This is a genomic window from Rhizobium sp. IY2, assembly GCF_047532935.1.
GTDB classification, from domain to species: Bacteria; Pseudomonadota; Alphaproteobacteria; order Rhizobiales; family Rhizobiaceae; genus Rhizobium; species Rhizobium anhuiense.
Window position 1 is genome coordinate 135,734 of record NZ_JBLKNU010000012.1, and the last position, 14,657, is coordinate 150,390.

Sequence of the window (14,657 nt, forward strand, 5' to 3'; positions counted from 1 at the left end):
ATTAATTGCCTTCCTGCGCCAGAAGACCGTCGATCTCGTCGAGCTTGGATCGATTGGTCGTCACAAATGCGTTGAATGAGGGGTCGGTATCCTGGCTCTGGCCAGTCGATGCCACACCTCCCGGAACAGGCTCGGGAAGCGCGCCTGGCGCTTCCGGTTGCGTCGCTATCGCCGCCGCAGCCTTTTCAGAAGTGATTTCTTGATGATCAGTGTTAGGGGTGGATGCTTGCCTCAAGCTTGCCGGATCGGGAGCGCGCAGGATCTGGTCAGCGACCGATCGCGCCGCCTCCTGCAGCGCCTGATCCCGCGGCGAAAGCGTGTTGCCGTCGATGCCGCGGACATTCTTTGCCGCCCGGTCGACATCCTCTGTGGGAAGGCCAGCCATGCCGCCATAGAAATTCGCAAGTGGCCCGAAGGCATTGTCGGTGTCGGCGCCAAGCGACTGCACCCGTTCGACCGCCATATGCGTCAGCTCCGGCTTACCTGATATCGCCGCAGCACGGGCGATGCGCAGATAGACCTCGCGCTGGCGCGGCGCATCCATGAAAGACAGGATGTCGACGACATCCTGCGGCTTCACGTCGTGATCGTGACTGACGACGAGCGTGACGAAAAGATCGGCGAACTGGCTGGCATAGGGCGAATGCAGAAAGCGTCTGACATAACGCTGCGAATAGGCCATTCCCTTATCGAGCATCCCCTTGTCGACGCAGATGGCGACCGAGCGGCGCAACGCCGCCTCCTCGACGATCGTCCCGGGTGCTGCAAGACGCGCCTGGTCGTAGAGATCCAGCGCGTCTGCCGGTTTCGTCGCGATCAGCACGTTGCCGCCGATCAGCGCAAGATAGGGGCCGATCTTCTTGTCGCGATATTCCCGGGCCGTCTCCTCCAGCGTCTTGGCGACGAGCAGCCCTTTGCCGCTCAGATATTTGCGCAGCACATCGGTGACGCGATTGTCGAAATAGCCGTTGACGTCGTGGGCGATCAGATATTCGAGCGTCTGGGGATTGCCGCCGCTCATCGCATAGATCAGCGCTGCATCGACATTGCGGTCGTCATCGAAGACCGAAGTATCGACGGTGCGCAGCCGCTCGTCGATCGTCCCCAGCATGAAGCGCTGCATCTCGCCGGCCGAATGATCGCCGGTGACGACGGAGTCCTGCACGAACTGCAACGACCGCAGCATCTTGTACGGCGCAAGATCGTCCGGATCCTGCGCCTTGCCTGCGGCCGGCGAAAGCATCGCCAGGCCGAGGGCCACACATCCGATATAGCGATGCTGCCGACGCGCCATCCGACTATCCCTTATCCGCCTGCACCAGGATCTCGATCCGGCGGTTGGTCGCGTTGAACGGGTCGGTCGGCAGCTTCAGCCGACGGTCGGCGAAGCCGGAGACCTGGGAGATACGTTTCTCGTCGAGCCCACCGCGCACGAGCATGTAGTAGGCGCTCTGGGCGCGGTCCATCGAAAGCCGCCAGTTCTCGTTCTGGGTGCCCTTATACTGGCGCCCGTCCGTGTGGCCGCGGATGGCGACCGCGCCACCCCTCTCCTTCAGGATCGCGCCGATCTTTTCCATGGCGAGCACCATCTCCTGGCGCGGAACAGCAGAACCGATATTGAACATCGAATCGTCGCTCTGGTCGGAGATGCTGACCAGCAATCCGCCTTCGGACGCCGTCACGGTCAAGCCTTCGGCGAGCTTGCCGGCAACGCCGCCGATCTGCTGGGCGATCTGCTCCTGCAGCTGCTCTGCTTCCTTCTGTTGCTGCTGCTCGGCCTCATCAGCGCCCTTATCCGCATCCTTCTGATGTTCGGCGTCTTTCTGAGCTTCCGCCTTCTTGTCGTTGGCAGACTTGCCGGCCGGCGCCTTGCCGTCCTTGGCTTCGACCGCGCCCTTCGTTTCCTTGGTTTCCTTGGTTTCCTTCGTTTCCTTGGTTTCCGGGGCAGCCTTCTGATCGGTGGTCAGCGGTATCGGCTTGGTGTCTTCGAGCTTGGCGACCTCGGTCGTCCCGCTCTCGACCGCCTGCTGGTCGCTCTTGCCGGGAGGCGCCGACTTGCCGGCCGTCGTGACCTCGACCTGCTTCGTCCAGAAATCCGGATCGAAGGGATCACGATAGGCCTCGCCGCCATCGGCGCCGGTGGCGGGACCGGAATCGGCGGCGCCGCCGTCGCCCTTGGCGCTGACATTGGCCTGCTGGCCGACTTCCTGGGCGATCTCGGCGAGAACCGAATAGGGATTTTCGAAGAAATCGGCCTCGGAATAATTGGTTTGGTCGCCTGATGTCGATGTCTGGTCGTCACCATCCGCCGCGGCCTTGCCGTCGTTCGGATCTTCTTCCTTCTGCTTCGACTTCTCCTGCTTCTCCTCGCCTTCGGCGTTATCGACAGGCTTCTTCAGACCCTTTTCGGTCGGCTTTTCGTCGGAGAGCTTGATCGGATTGAAATAGGTCGCGACCGAGGCCTTGGTCTCCTCGTTGGCGGCATTGACCAGCCACATGACCAAGAAGAACGCCATCATCGCCGTCATGAAGTCGGCATAGGCAATTTTCCACGCACCGCCATGGGCGCCATCGTGATCGCCGCCGCCATGTCTCTTGACGATGATGATCTCGTTTTTGCCGTGGTGGTGGTTTTCGCCTTCGCTCATTCGAGAACTTTCTTCAAGCTGGCCGCCCAGGCGGACATACGGGTGACGATGACGGAATCACCGATTTCGACGGCAAGATCGATATCGTCGGTCTCAAAATGGCGAACCGCCTCGGCATGTTCGCCGAGCTCGGCCTTCAATATGTCGAAAAGCCGGGTCGGTCCCTTGACGACGATCGTTCCAGCGGCGCCTTCAAGGATCGCGTCGCGCAGCAGGGTGGCGAGGTTTTCGGCAGCTTCAGCGGCAAGCGCTTCCGTCATCACTGGCGCGATGGCGGCGGCGGCGCCGGCGCTGACCAGCTGAGCGAGTTCTTCGGCAATATCGCGGATGCGGGATGCAATGACTGCCGCCGCCTCGACTTCGTAGCGAAGCTTCAGCTCCTCGAGTTGACGCGCATGGACCTCAGCCAGCGTCCGCGCCTCCAGCGCGTGTTTCTCGGTCAGTTCCGCGGTGGCCGCGGCATGACCTTCCGCATAGGCTTCACGGCGCTCCGCCTCGACGTCGATCACCGGTTCGCTCGGTGTTTCGGGGAACATGTCGCCGCCGAAATCATCCATGTCGAGGACCGGCGGTGACGGTTCCGGTTCGCCGAAATCCTTCAAATACCGGGAAAGCGAAATGCTCATAAAAACCATCCAGCATCCGGGAGGCATGCAACATGCCCGCTCCCGCTCAAAATGTCCTTGCGCGCCGACATCTCCCTTCGAAACGGGCAAGGGCCTGACCTTGCGCCGGCACGGATTCGGACGATGCCTTCATGCCGGAAACTAGGAAGTCAAACTTGCGCGAGGATGAATGGCGCCGTCGCCACCCGTGATCGCGCCCATTCCCTATTCCAGCAGAATCAGAATCTTGCTTGCGGCCGTATTGAGGATCGAGATCGCTTCGACGGCCATCTGCTTCTGGGTTTCTATTGCCTTCTGCCGGATCGAAGCCTCGTCCATGTCGGTATCGACGAGCGCACCGACGCTCTTGTCGATCGAATCGGACAGATCGGCGGTATAGTCTATCTGATCGTCGATGCGTGTCTTCATCACGCCGATGGATGCCGCCGTGGTCGTCAGCGAGGAGAGCAGCGACTCGGTCACGTCGAGCATGTCGGTGAGCTGCGCATCGGTCGTGTTGCCGTCGATCGCAATTTCCGTACCCGTCGCCGGCGTCGTCGAGCCGGCATCCAGCAGATAATAATTCCGCGACGTCGTGCCGGAGTTATTGATCGCGTTGGCATCGACCGCCTTGGTCAGCAGGCCGCCGCTCGCACTGTTCTTGTCGATGAGGATGGTCTGCGACGATGGGAAATCGATGGTCTGGGCCTGATATTCGCCGGTCGAAGCGCGCACGAAACCCGAGATGACCGACCATGTCGGCGGTGCAGCAGTGTCGCCGTTCAGCAGCCAGTTTTCCCCCGCAAACGACGTCGATTCGACGACCGTCTGCAACTGCTCTTTGTATTCGCTGATCTCGGCGTTGATCTTGTCCTTATCGACACCAGGTTCTCTTGCCGAAACCAGCTTGGCGCGGATCTGGCTCATGAGATCGATCGCCGAGTTCATCGCCGTATAGGTCGCATCCACCTTGGCAGCGCCAAGACCGAGCGCATCTCCGACCGTTCCGAGATTGGTGCTGTCCGAACGCATGACGGTTGCGACCGACCAATAGGACGCATCGTCGGCGGCCGTCTCGATACGATATCCCGAGGACACTTGCTGCTGGGTCTGGCTGGCTTCTTTGTTGATGCTGCGCAGCACCGAAAGCGCATTCACCGCGGCCGCGCTGGTAATCTTAACGGTCATCGACAGGTCTCGGATTAAGGTGAAAGGGCAGGCCGGATTGCCGGCGGCGACTGAAGTGGCATCATGCCTCCGGCAGGGTTTCTACCGGCGTGTCGCAAAAGCAAATCAACTCAAGGCGTAGTTAACTCGATATCAACCTGTTGGGCAAGAGTGCGGCACCGAGCCTGGCGCGTCGACCGAAATTTCGATCAAGACATTGATATAAAAGAAAGAACCGCGCCATTTCGGGCGCGGTCCGGGAGGCTTTGTGCGTGCGGCCAGACGATGGCGCAAGATTCGGTCCAGCTTCAGCGCCTGACTTAGCTGCGGAACAGCGTGAGGATGTTCTGAGCGCTGGAGTTGGCGATCGACAGCGACTGGATAGCCAGCTGCTGCTGGGTTTGCAGGGCGCTGAGCTTGGAGGATTCTTCTTCCATATTGGCGTCGACGAGGCGGCCGACACCGGAGTCGATCGAATCGCTGAGCGCGCTGACGAAGCCTTCCTGCAGCTCGATGCGAGTGGAAATCGAGCCGAGCTGCGATGCAGCCTTGGTCATCGCCTCGAGGCCTGCCTCGATCGACGTCAGGGCCATGGAGATCTCAGGCGAATCGAAGTTGGTGATGTCCATCGAGTAGATCGAGCCGATCGTCCCGGATGATGTGCCGATAATGCCGGAGCTGGTCTCGATCGCGCCGGTCGAGTCCATGCCGAAGAGAACGTTGCCCGCCGAGCTCGTGTCCAGGATGTAATCCGTCGTCTTGACCGAGACATTGCCGTTGCCATCGCGGACGAAAGTGGAAACGACGCTCTTGGTGCCGTCAGCGCCGGCAACCCAGTTTTCACCGGAGAAGGAAGCCGACTGCGCGATGCTCAGGAGCTGTTGCTGCAGCTGGCTGATTTCTTCCTGAACTTTAGCCTTGTCGACACCCTTTTCGGTTGCAGCGACGATCTTCGCCTTGATTTCGGTGATGACGTCGATGGCACTGTCCATGGCGGAGTAAGCGGTGTCGACCTTGGCGGCGCCGAGGCCGAGAGCGTCGGAAACGGCGGAAAGCGCCTTGTTATCCGAACGCATGGTCGTTGCGATCGACCAGTAGGCGGCGTTGTCAGCAGCCTTTTCGACGCGGTAACCCGATGATACGCGGTTCTGCGTGTCCTCAAGGTTGTCGTTGATGCCGCGGAGTGTCTGGAGAGCGGCCATCGCCGCGACGTTCGTCAAAATGCTGGTCATGAAATGATTGCCCCTCGTCGGCAAAAAGAAAAAAGGGACATTCCGGAAGGCCACCGGGAACGGGGATCAGCTTCATGCCTGTTAACCGGTTCTTAAATTTGGTTAACTCACCGTCTCGTTGGACGCAGAAAACAGCATTATGGTTAATGGATCGTTAACAGACATTAAAAAAGCCGCGCTCCATCGAAGCGCGGCTCGATACCAGTGCCCGCCGGAGACCGGCGGGCTGATGTTTCCGAGGGTTATTAGCCGCGGAACAGCGTGAGGATGGTCTGCGAAGAGGAGTTCGCAATCGACAGCGACTGGACGGCCAGCTGCTGCTGGGTCTGCAGTGCGCTGAGCTTGGAGGATTCTTCTTCCATGTTGGCATCGACGAGACGGCCGACACCGGAGTCGATCGAGTCGCTGAGAGCGGACACGAAGTTTTCCTGCAGTTCGATGCGCTTGGAGATCGAGCCGAGCTGAGCGCCGGCGCTGGTCATGGCCTTCAGAGCCGATTCAACGTTGGTCAGAGCCGACTGGATTTCGCCGAGGGTGAAGTTGGTGATGTCCATTGCGTAGACAGAACCAGTCGCACCATTCGAAGTGCCGAGGATACCCGTGGAGGTTTCGACCGAGCCGCCGCTCATGCCGAACAGAACGTTGCCCATGGAGCCGCTGTCGAGAACATAGTCGGTCATCACGACCGAAACGGCGTTGGAGCCGTCACGGACGAAGGAGGCAACGACGTTCTTGGTGCCGTCAGCGCCGGCAACCCAGTTTTCGCCGGAGAAGGAAGCCGACTGCGCGACGCTCAGGAGCTGCTGCTGCAGCTGGCTGATTTCTTCCTGGACCTTGGCCTTGTCGACGCCGTTTTCAGTGGCGGCAACGAGCTTCGCCTTGATGTCGCCGACGACATCGATGGCGCTGTCCATGGCGGAGTAAGCGGTGTCGACCTTTGCAGCGCCGAGGCCGAGAGCGTCGGAAACAGCCGAGAGAGCCTTGTTGTCAGAACGCATGGTCGTTGCGATCGACCAGTAAGCAGCGTTGTCGGAAGCCTTGCCGACGCGATAGCCAGACGAAACGTGAGCCTGGGTTTCCTGGAGACCCTGGTTGATGCCACGGAGAGTCTGGAGGGCTGCCATTGCAGCGTTATTGGTGTTGATGCTCGTCATAGTTTGCTTGCCCCTTGTTGGCAGATTTTAAGAAGGGACATTCCGGATTTTGGGCCGGCCCACAGCGATCAGCATCATGCCTGTTAACCATTCTTGTTAAGGTTAACTCGCCGTTTCGATGGGCCTAGAAAACAGCAAGATGGTTAAGGAAAGCTGAATTCGAATTGGAAATATCTTAAAAATATCTGAGACTTAGAAGGATTTTCATTAACCTTATATTAAAACATTTCGCGGCCGGGGATGACCCGGCCGCGAAACTTGGAAATCTTGTGCCGACCGGTCTTAGCGGAAGAGCGACAGGATGTTCTGCGAAGAGGAGTTCGCGATCGACAGCGACTGGATTGCCAGCTGCTGCTGGGTCTGGAGCGCGCTGAGCCTGGAGGATTCTTCTTCCATGTTGGCGTCGACGAGACGGCCGACACCGGAGTCGATCGAGTCGCTCAGAGCGGACACGAAGTTGTCCTGGGCGTCGATGCGGCTGGAGAGCGAGCCGAGAGCAGCGCCGGCGCTGGTCATGGCCTTCAGAGCCGATTCAACGTTGGTCAGAGCCGACTGGATCTGGCCGGCGGTGAAGTTGGTGATGTCCATTGCGTAGATCGAACCAGTCGCACCGGTCGAAGTACCGAGGATACCCGTGGAGGTTTCGACCGAGCCGCCGCTCATGCCGAACAGAACGTTGCCCGCAGAGCCGCTGTCGAGTACGTAGTCGGTCGTCGTGATCGAAACGGCGTTGGAGCCGTCGCGGACGAACGAAGAAACAACGCTCTTGGTGCCGGAGGCGCCGGCAACCCAGTTTTCGCCGTTGAAGGAAGCCGACTGCGCGACGCTCAGGAGCTGCTGCTGCAGCTGGCTGATTTCTTCCTGGACCTTGGCCTTGTCGACACCATTTTCAGTCGCAGCAACGAGCTTCGCCTTGATCTCGCCGACGACGTCAATGGCGCTGTCCATGGCGGTGTAAGCGGTGTCGACCTTTGCAGCGCCTACGCCGAGAGCGTCGGAGACAGCCGAGAGGGCCTTGTTGTCAGAACGCATGGTCGTTGCGATCGACCAGTAAGCAGCGTTATCCGAAGCCTTTTCAACGCGGTAACCAGACGAAACGTGGTTCTGCGTGTTGTTGAGGTTCTGGTTAACGTTACGCAGCGTCTGGAGAGCGGCCTGCGCGGAAGTATTCGTGTTAATGCTTGTCATAAGTCTGTCCCCTGGAAAACTAGATACAAAAAGGAGGACATACCGGACTATAGTACCGGCGATGACGGACCAGCTTCATGCTACTCGGCGCCTTTTTTGTTTGGCCCAAACCCGTCATGTCCAGGGCAATCTCGCAGCCAATGCTTGCCAACTCCTTAAAAATACAGGCTCCAGGCCGGCTCCTCGCGGGCCATAGTTAATGCTTGCTGAATATATTCCTTTGCATTCTAATTCTCTTGAAAACCAAGCGTTTTCCCTGGGCAAAAGTCGGCATTTCCCCGCGAAAACAGAGGTTCACCAAGCGCACCGGTTTCAAGCAAGCTTCGAATGCCAATGTGGCAGGCGCCGGGATAGCACCATCGGACCGATCCGCTCGTTTTGCGGAGGACGGCCTGTCCGTGCCGCGGCGATCGACGCCAGAACATTTCCTTCACGGAGTTGGGTTTTGAACAGCAAAGTTTCGTTCTCTGCGGCATCCAAGGATTACCAGATGGGCCGCTACACACAGTCCTTGGCAACGCTCAACCAGCTGATGGATATCCAGCAGGACGCCAAGACCTATGCGCTGCTGGCCAAGAACCTCGTGCAGCTCGGCTTCAAGGCCGATGCCGCGAAAGCCTATGGCCTGGCCGGCAACTGCGAAGGACCGAATTCCTACGAATACCAGAAACAGGCTGCCAAGCTGCATTACGAGACCGGCAACGAGGACGATGCCCTGCTGATCGCCATGCGAAACCTCGCCAAGGCGCAGGAAGACCCGGAGCTCGCCTTCATCATCACAGCGATCTATCTGAAGCGCCAGCAGCGGGATATCATCCGCCCGTTCAAGACGGTGCTGTCGCAAAGCTCCAATCCCGAGCATATGCGCCTGGCGGCGCTGCTGCTGAGCGACGATCTGAACGACGCAACCAACCAGAACCTGGCGCGCAATATCTTCAAGCGTTTTCCCGGCAATCTGGCATTCCGCTTCCTTCACCTTGTTTTCGCCCGCGAATTCAACGAGTTCGAAGAGGCGAGCAAGCATCAGGCAGTAATCGACGCGGCCCTTGCAAAGGGCGATATCGAGATCCTGCGCAAGGACAACCCGTTCTATCATCTGCACTGGTGCGGCAATGAGGACTTCAACCGGTATGCCACGATCGGCACCACCCCCCTCAACCCGGAACGGGTGGCCTTCCGTCGCAGCCAGCCGCACAGCTGGTCGGACAAGATCCGGATCGGCTACATGTCATCGGACTTCTGGGATCGCCATGCGACGATGAAGCTCTTGCAGCGCATCCTCGAACTGCACGACAAGGACCGGTTCGAGGTGACGCTCTTCTGCCATACAGGCCCGGAGTACCTCAAGCACAACACGACCGACCGCAGCCGCTGGGGCCGGGTCGTCACCATTCACGGCTTCTCCGATCAGGCGGTGCTGGAAGTGGTGCGCGAGCACAATATCGACATCATGGTCGACCTGAAGGGCCACACTTCGGGCAGCCGCGCGCCGGCCTTCAACCTGCCGCTCGCACCGGTTCATGTCGGCTGGCTCGGCTTCCCCGGCAGCACGGTCAATATCGACCTCGACTACGTCATCGGCGACCATTCGGTGCTGCCCGAGGTGGCCAAGCCCTTCTACCATGAGAAATTCTGCCGGCTGCCGGAAAGCTATCAGCCGAACGACCCGATGCATCGCCCGAAGCCGCGCCCTGTCACCCGCGAGCAGCTTGGCCTGCCGGAAGACGCCTTCATCTTTGCGTCCTTCAACGGTAACCGCAAGATTACGCCGGAGACGATCAACAGCTGGTGCCGCATTCTCAAGCGTGCGCCGAACAGCGTGCTCTGGCTGATGGCGAACACGCCGCGCAACCAGGCGAATCTCTTGAAGCAATTCCAGGCGGCGGGGATCTCCGCCAAGCGGATCATCTTCTGCCCGCGCGCACCCTACGAAGAACACATCGACCGTCAGCAGGCGGCCGACATCGGCATCGATACCTTCCCCGTCAACGGCCACACGACCACCTCGGAGCAGCTCTGGGGCGGCCTGCCGGTTCTGACCGTCAAGGGCACCAACTTCGCCTCACGCGTCAGCGAGAGCCTGCTCAGGGCCATCGACCTGCCCGACCTCGTCGCAGACGACCTGCAGGCCTATGAGGATATGGCTGTCGAGCTGGCTCAGAATCCCGGACGGATCGCCGCATACAAGGCGCATCTCAAGGAAAAGCGTTACATTGCGCCGCTCTTCGATGCCGAACGGTTCTGCAACCATCTTGAGCAGGCCTATGAAATCATGGCCGAGCGTGCCAAGCAGGGTCTTGCACCCGATCACATGGACATTCCGGCGCTGCCGCCGCGCACGGGGCCATTCGCGGCCGAGTGAGGCTTTTCAACCGCCACGAAAAACCCGCCGGGGCGATCGCTCCGGCGGGTTTTTCATTGGTGAAGGCTAAAGCCGCGTCGCAATCTTTCAGATTCGCTCCCGCACTCCGGTCCTGGCTTTTACGCATGTTGTGATCGCAGCACCGCTGCGTGCTTTGCGCAGCACGTTTTAGCGGCAGCCGCTCAGCTGAACGAGCGCACCAAGCTGCCGACGAGCAGGTTCCAGCCGTCGATCAGCACGAAGAAGAGAATCTTGAACGGCAGCGAGATCGAGGTCGGCGGCAGCATCATCATGCCCATCGCCATGGTGATGGTGGCGACGATCAGATCGATGACGAGGAACGGCAGCACAACGAGGAAGCCGATCTCGAAGCCGCGGCGAATCTCGGAAATCATGAAGGCCGGGATCAGCACGCGGTAGTCGATCGGATCGGTCGTCTGGATATTCTGCCCGCGTTCGCGCGCCAGATCGACGAAGAGCGCCAGATCCTTGTCGCGGGTATTGGCCGCCATGAAGGTGCGGAAGGGTTCGGCGATACGCTGGACCGCCTCGGTCTCGTTGATCTGATTGGCAAGCAGCGGCTGCACGCCGTTCTGCCAGGCCTGATCGAAGGTCGGCGACATGACGTAGAAGGTCATGAACAGCGACAGCGACAGGAGGATCATATTGGAGGGCGTCGAGGAGAGACCCATGCCTGAACGCAGGATCGAGAAAGCGATGATGAAGCGCGGAAAGCTCGTCACCATGATCAGGATGCCCGGCGCGACCGAAAGAATGGTCAGCAGGCCGAAAGTGCGGATGATCCAGGCGGCAACGGAGCCATCGACCGGCACGTTCAATAAGTCAGTCGGCAGCTGCTGTGCCACCGCCAGTTCCGGTACCGCCATCATGGCGGCAAGGAAAACTATGAGACGAATCATTCGATGACAAATGTCCTGAACATGACCTTCGATACCCGCCCTTGCGAGCGAAGGTCAACACGTTCCTGTATGTCATCCTTGAGATATTGAAAGCCCCGCGGCCCCTCGATCTGCTGGAGGGAAACGGTTCTGATATAGGCGAGGATATCCTGATGAATATCCTCGGAAACCTTGACATCCGGCGGCCCGTTGAACAGCAGCGCGACTTCGAGTCGCACCCAGTTTTCCGAGGGGTAGGCAAGGTTCGACGTGATCGGCTCGAGCTGAACGATGTTGTTGGCCTCGGTCGAAATCCGCGCCAGACCTTCCTCGGCCTTCTTCTTGGCCTCGGCTTCCTTGGCCTGCTCGGCCTCCTTGGCGCCCTTGACGTTGGGCGCGACGATCGTGCCGACCGCCCAGCCGCCGCCGGCGCCGAGCAGGGTCAGGACGGCGATGCCGATGATCGTCATCAGCGCGCCGGATATCTTCTTCGCTTGACCTGCGCTTGCGTCTGGCTCTGCCATCGTCGTTCAGCCTCAAAGCGGCGAGAAAAGATCGACGGCCTGCTGGCCGCGCGGAGGCTGCTGCACTTCCATCAGGCGGCCGCGGCCACCGTAGGAGATGCGAGCTTCGGCGATCTTGTCGTAGGAGATCTGGTTGTCGGAATTGACGTCCTGCGGACGAACGATACCGGCGACGTTCAGGATGCGCAGTTCCTGGTTCAGACGGACTTCCTGCGAGCCCGATATCACGAGGTTGCCGTTTTCGAGAATGCCGGTGACGACGGCAGCGACAAGCAGGGTGATCTTGTCGGTGCGCTCGATCTTGCCCTTGCCGTCAGTGCTGGTGTCGGAGCCATAGGTCAGGTCCGTCTTGGACTCGGGGGTCCAACCGAAGATCTGGGCGTTGACGTCCCAGTTCATCCCGCTCGAATTCGTGCGACTGCGGTTGGTCTCGTTGTCGAAGGAGGCCTTGTCGTTGATCTGGATGTCGACGGTCAGGATGTCGCCGACGTTGAGCGCGCGCGCATCCTTGAACAGGGCGGCCTGCGAATCGCTCCACAGCGAATAGCCCTGCGCCACGGCGCGCGGCTGCTTCGGATAAAGCGCCATCTGCGGCGTCTGGCCGTAGGCAAGGCCGCTGCCGATCGGGCTCATGGCGGGCGCACGGCCGATCTCGCTAACCGCCGTCGGAGACTGGCAGCCTGCAAGAAGCGCGAGGGCGGCGATCGCGGCCGGGAAACGCATATTCATGAAGGATCCTTCGAGGTATTGGGATCGGACGCACTGGCGATGACGCTGGCGATAACCGCGGCCTTTTGCGGGTCCATCTCGTTGAGGATGAGGCTCGACTGACGCGGACCGAGCCGCATGATCACGGCGGAGGCGACCTCAATCTTCATGTCCTGCAACTGGAGTGCGGCCGCATCCGGCTTCATCTTCTTGTAGATTTCGGTGAGTCCGGCTTCCGCCTGCTTCAGGAAATCGTCGCGCCGCTTCAGCCAGTCCTGGTATTCGGCCTTGCGCTTGTCCATCTCCGCCATGCGGGCATCGATGTCGGCGCGAAGCTTTTCCAGTTCCTGCTTCTGCAAGAGGTAACGCTGGTCGCGGGCGGGATCGGCGATGTTGGTGCAGAACTGCTTGATCTCGTCCTGGGAGGTGATGTCGCCAGCGGGCGCATGTTCCTGCGCGAATGCGCCGGGGATCGACAGAAGGACGAGGCCCGCGGCCGGCAGCGCCAGCCGGCGCAGCAGTTGCAGGACCGTCATGTCAGGGTTGATGATCTTTATCATTGCAGCACAAGCTCCGCCTGCAGGGCGCCTGCCGACTTGATGCCCTGGAGAATGGCGATGATGCCATCCGGTTTCACGCCGATATTGTTAAGGCCGGCGACGAGGGTCCTGAGGTCGGGCCCATCGATGATGGCGACGCGTCCGCCGGTCTGCTCGGCCGTGATATCGGTCTGCGGCTGGACGGCGGTCTGGCCGCGCGAGAAGGGTTCGGGCTGGATGATCTGCGGCGTCTCGGTGACCTGAACCGTCAGCGTGCCGTAGCTGACGGCGACCGGCGAGACACGGACGTCCGAGCCGATGACGATCGTGCCCGTGCGCTCGTTGATAACAACCTTGGCCGGCGTGTCGGTTTCGACGATGAGATTTTCGATGTCGGCCATCAGCCGGGTGAGATCGGCCGTGCGCGGCTTCTGGATCACCACTTCCTGCGAATCCTTGGCTTCGGCGACCGGGCCGCCGAACCGCGCCGAGGCATAGCCGTTGACGATGTCGGCAATACGGATCGCCGTCGAGAAGTCGGGGTTGCGCAGCTGCAGGACGAGATTGACCGAATCCTTGAACCGGGACGGCAGTTCGCGTTCGATGATGGCGCCGCCGGGCACGCGGCCGGCAGTGGTGACGCCTTCGGTCACGGTCGCCGCCTCGCCCTGCGCCTGAAAGCCGGAAACGATGGCAGCCCCTTGCGCGACGGCGTAGATCTGGCCGTCGGCGCCGGACAGCGAGGTCATGACGAGCGTGCCGCCACGCAGCGAGGTGGCGTCGCCGAGCGAGCTCACCGTGACGTCGATACGGCTGCCAGGACTTGCGAAGGGCGGCAGGTTGGCGGTGACCATCACCGCCGCGGTGTTCTTGGCGCTGGACTGGCTGCCCTGCGTCGAGATGCCGAGATTCTGCAGCATCGCCCGCATCGACTGCTCGGTGAAGGGCGAGGAACGGAAGCCGTCGCCGGTTCCTTGCAGGCCGACGATCAGGCCGTAGCCGATCAGCTGGTTATCGCGGCCGGCCTGAAGCGAGGCGATGTCCTTGATGCGGGAGGTCAGCGCCCAGGCGGGCGCGACATCGGCCAAACTCATGGCGAGAACCGCGACAAGGGATAAGAAACGGAAGAACAATTTCATTTTGCCCTCACATGGACCGTGCCGTCCGCAAGCACCGTGCCGCTGACGATGACGCCGGAATCCATATTGCGTGCGCGCACGACCTGCCCGGTCGAACCGTCTTCGAGCGGTGTGCCGGCAGCCGAGATGGTCATCGCGCCGAGCGTAAAGACCAGGCGGATCGAAGAGCCGCGCGTCACCGTATAGGCTTCGCGCAGGGCCGAAACCGATATCGTCCGGCCCGGCAACAGCGTGCGCTTGGAGACCATGCCTTCGACCTGTGAAACGGATTTGGCATAGTCGCCGGCAAGGTTGGGGTTGGTAACCTCGACCTCCTGCAGCTGGCTGGCCGACAATATGTCGCCGGGGTAGATGATCGTTGTCGGGACAACGGCATAACCCATGCCGGCATCCACGTCCGCGGGCAAGAAGATGCCCGCGACTGCGATCGTGGCTGCCGCCACCCATCCTGAGATGTGTCCTGCCCGGCAAAACATCATGTTTCGGCCCTTC

Annotated in this window: 14 protein-coding genes; 1 reads left to right on the forward strand and 13 read right to left on the reverse strand. The window is 60.5% G+C overall.

Annotation, left to right across the window (positions count from 1 at the left end):
• Window position 1 precedes the first annotated feature (1 nt).
• The 7 genes from motC to ACMUVN_RS28350 form a co-directional block, all read right to left on the reverse strand.
• Window positions 2–1,294 carry a chemotaxis protein MotC gene (motC, locus tag ACMUVN_RS28320; protein ID WP_063476334.1) on the reverse strand — a complete coding sequence of 431 codons (1,293 nt, stop codon included), beginning with the start codon at window positions 1,292–1,294 and terminating at the stop codon, window positions 2–4.
• A 4-nt stretch (window positions 1,295–1,298) separates the two neighbouring features.
• The gene (locus tag ACMUVN_RS28325; RefSeq protein ID WP_063476333.1) at window positions 1,299–2,648 is read right to left on the reverse strand and encodes a MotB family protein; all 1,350 of its coding nucleotides are present in this window, start codon (window positions 2,646–2,648) and stop codon (window positions 1,299–1,301) included.
• On the reverse strand, window positions 2,645–3,274 hold the full coding sequence (locus ACMUVN_RS28330) for a hypothetical protein (protein ID WP_063476332.1): 630 nt from the start codon (window positions 3,272–3,274) through the stop codon (window positions 2,645–2,647). Before ACMUVN_RS28330 ends, ACMUVN_RS28325 begins: the two co-directional genes overlap by 4 nt.
• Window positions 3,275–3,478: 204 nt before the next feature.
• Window positions 3,479–4,441: a flagellin gene (locus ACMUVN_RS28335; protein WP_063476331.1), complete on the reverse strand. Its 963-nt coding sequence runs from the start codon at window positions 4,439–4,441 to the stop codon at window positions 3,479–3,481.
• A gap of 299 nt (window positions 4,442–4,740) precedes the next feature.
• Window positions 4,741–5,652, reverse strand: coding sequence for a flagellin (locus ACMUVN_RS28340; RefSeq protein ID WP_047613597.1), 912 nt, complete (start codon window positions 5,650–5,652; stop codon window positions 4,741–4,743).
• 245 nt (window positions 5,653–5,897) lie between these two features.
• Window positions 5,898–6,806, reverse strand: a complete 909-nt coding sequence (locus ACMUVN_RS28345) for a flagellin (protein ID WP_029868419.1) — start codon at window positions 6,804–6,806, stop codon at window positions 5,898–5,900.
• A gap of 282 nt (window positions 6,807–7,088) precedes the next feature.
• Complete coding sequence (locus ACMUVN_RS28350) at window positions 7,089–7,994, reverse strand: flagellin (protein ID WP_029868420.1); 906 nt, start codon at window positions 7,992–7,994, stop codon at window positions 7,089–7,091.
• A 445-nt stretch (window positions 7,995–8,439) separates the two neighbouring features.
• Here ACMUVN_RS28350 and ACMUVN_RS28355 point away from each other — a divergent pair, with 445 nt between their 5' ends.
• Window positions 8,440–10,356, forward strand: coding sequence for a glycosyl transferase (locus tag ACMUVN_RS28355; RefSeq protein ID WP_028756334.1), 1,917 nt, complete (start codon window positions 8,440–8,442; stop codon window positions 10,354–10,356).
• A 182-nt stretch (window positions 10,357–10,538) separates the two neighbouring features.
• On the opposite strand, the gene fliP is transcribed toward ACMUVN_RS28355, so the two are convergent.
• From fliP to flgA, 6 genes are read right to left on the reverse strand one after another with little or no spacing between them, the layout of a single operon-like run.
• On the reverse strand, window positions 10,539–11,276 hold the full coding sequence (gene fliP, locus ACMUVN_RS28360) for a flagellar type III secretion system pore protein FliP (RefSeq protein WP_003556541.1): 738 nt from the start codon (window positions 11,274–11,276) through the stop codon (window positions 10,539–10,541).
• Window positions 11,273–11,779, reverse strand: a complete 507-nt coding sequence (locus ACMUVN_RS28365; protein WP_414815782.1) for a flagellar basal body-associated FliL family protein — start codon at window positions 11,777–11,779, stop codon at window positions 11,273–11,275. Before ACMUVN_RS28365 ends, fliP begins: the two co-directional genes overlap by 4 nt.
• Window positions 11,780–11,791: 12 nt before the next feature.
• The gene (flgH, locus tag ACMUVN_RS28370; protein ID WP_028755544.1) at window positions 11,792–12,508 is read right to left on the reverse strand and encodes a flagellar basal body L-ring protein FlgH; all 717 of its coding nucleotides are present in this window, start codon (window positions 12,506–12,508) and stop codon (window positions 11,792–11,794) included.
• Window positions 12,505–13,047 carry a MotE family protein gene (locus ACMUVN_RS28375; RefSeq protein ID WP_028755545.1) on the reverse strand — a complete coding sequence of 181 codons (543 nt, stop codon included), beginning with the start codon at window positions 13,045–13,047 and terminating at the stop codon, window positions 12,505–12,507. The genes flgH and ACMUVN_RS28375 overlap by 4 nt, the downstream gene beginning before the upstream one ends.
• Window positions 13,044–14,165 carry a flagellar basal body P-ring protein FlgI gene (locus tag ACMUVN_RS28380; protein ID WP_047613594.1) on the reverse strand — a complete coding sequence of 374 codons (1,122 nt, stop codon included), beginning with the start codon at window positions 14,163–14,165 and terminating at the stop codon, window positions 13,044–13,046. The genes ACMUVN_RS28375 and ACMUVN_RS28380 overlap by 4 nt, the downstream gene beginning before the upstream one ends.
• Complete coding sequence (gene flgA / locus ACMUVN_RS28385; protein ID WP_028755547.1) at window positions 14,162–14,644, reverse strand: flagellar basal body P-ring formation chaperone FlgA; 483 nt, start codon at window positions 14,642–14,644, stop codon at window positions 14,162–14,164. Before flgA ends, ACMUVN_RS28380 begins: the two co-directional genes overlap by 4 nt.
• Window positions 14,645–14,657 lie beyond the last annotated feature (13 nt).

Excerpts from the sequence above, each read along its gene's own strand:
- ACMUVN_RS28345 (WP_029868419.1), bottom strand. The coding sequence starts at position 6,806 with ATGACGAGCATCAACACCAATAACGCTGCAATGGCAGCCCTCCAGACT.
- motC (WP_063476334.1), bottom strand. The coding sequence starts at position 1,294 with ATGGCGCGTCGGCAGCATCGCTATATCGGATGTGTGGCCCTCGGCCTG.
- ACMUVN_RS28380 (WP_047613594.1), bottom strand. The coding sequence starts at position 14,165 with ATGAAATTGTTCTTCCGTTTCTTATCCCTTGTCGCGGTTCTCGCCATG.
- ACMUVN_RS28340 (WP_047613597.1), bottom strand. The coding sequence starts at position 5,652 with ATGACCAGCATTTTGACGAACGTCGCGGCGATGGCCGCTCTCCAGACA.
- ACMUVN_RS28350 (WP_029868420.1), bottom strand. The coding sequence starts at position 7,994 with ATGACAAGCATTAACACGAATACTTCCGCGCAGGCCGCTCTCCAGACG.
- flgH (WP_028755544.1), bottom strand. The coding sequence starts at position 12,508 with ATGAATATGCGTTTCCCGGCCGCGATCGCCGCCCTCGCGCTTCTTGCA.
- fliP (WP_003556541.1), bottom strand. The coding sequence starts at position 11,276 with ATGATTCGTCTCATAGTTTTCCTTGCCGCCATGATGGCGGTACCGGAA.
- ACMUVN_RS28365 (WP_414815782.1), bottom strand. The coding sequence starts at position 11,779 with ATGGCAGAGCCAGACGCAAGCGCAGGTCAAGCGAAGAAGATATCCGGC.
- ACMUVN_RS28325 (WP_063476333.1), bottom strand. The coding sequence starts at position 2,648 with ATGAGCGAAGGCGAAAACCACCACCACGGCAAAAACGAGATCATCATC.
- flgA (WP_028755547.1), bottom strand. The coding sequence starts at position 14,644 with ATGATGTTTTGCCGGGCAGGACACATCTCAGGATGGGTGGCGGCAGCC.
- ACMUVN_RS28375 (WP_028755545.1), bottom strand. The coding sequence starts at position 13,047 with ATGATAAAGATCATCAACCCTGACATGACGGTCCTGCAACTGCTGCGC.
- ACMUVN_RS28330 (WP_063476332.1), bottom strand. The coding sequence starts at position 3,274 with ATGAGCATTTCGCTTTCCCGGTATTTGAAGGATTTCGGCGAACCGGAA.
- ACMUVN_RS28335 (WP_063476331.1), bottom strand. The coding sequence starts at position 4,441 with ATGACCGTTAAGATTACCAGCGCGGCCGCGGTGAATGCGCTTTCGGTG.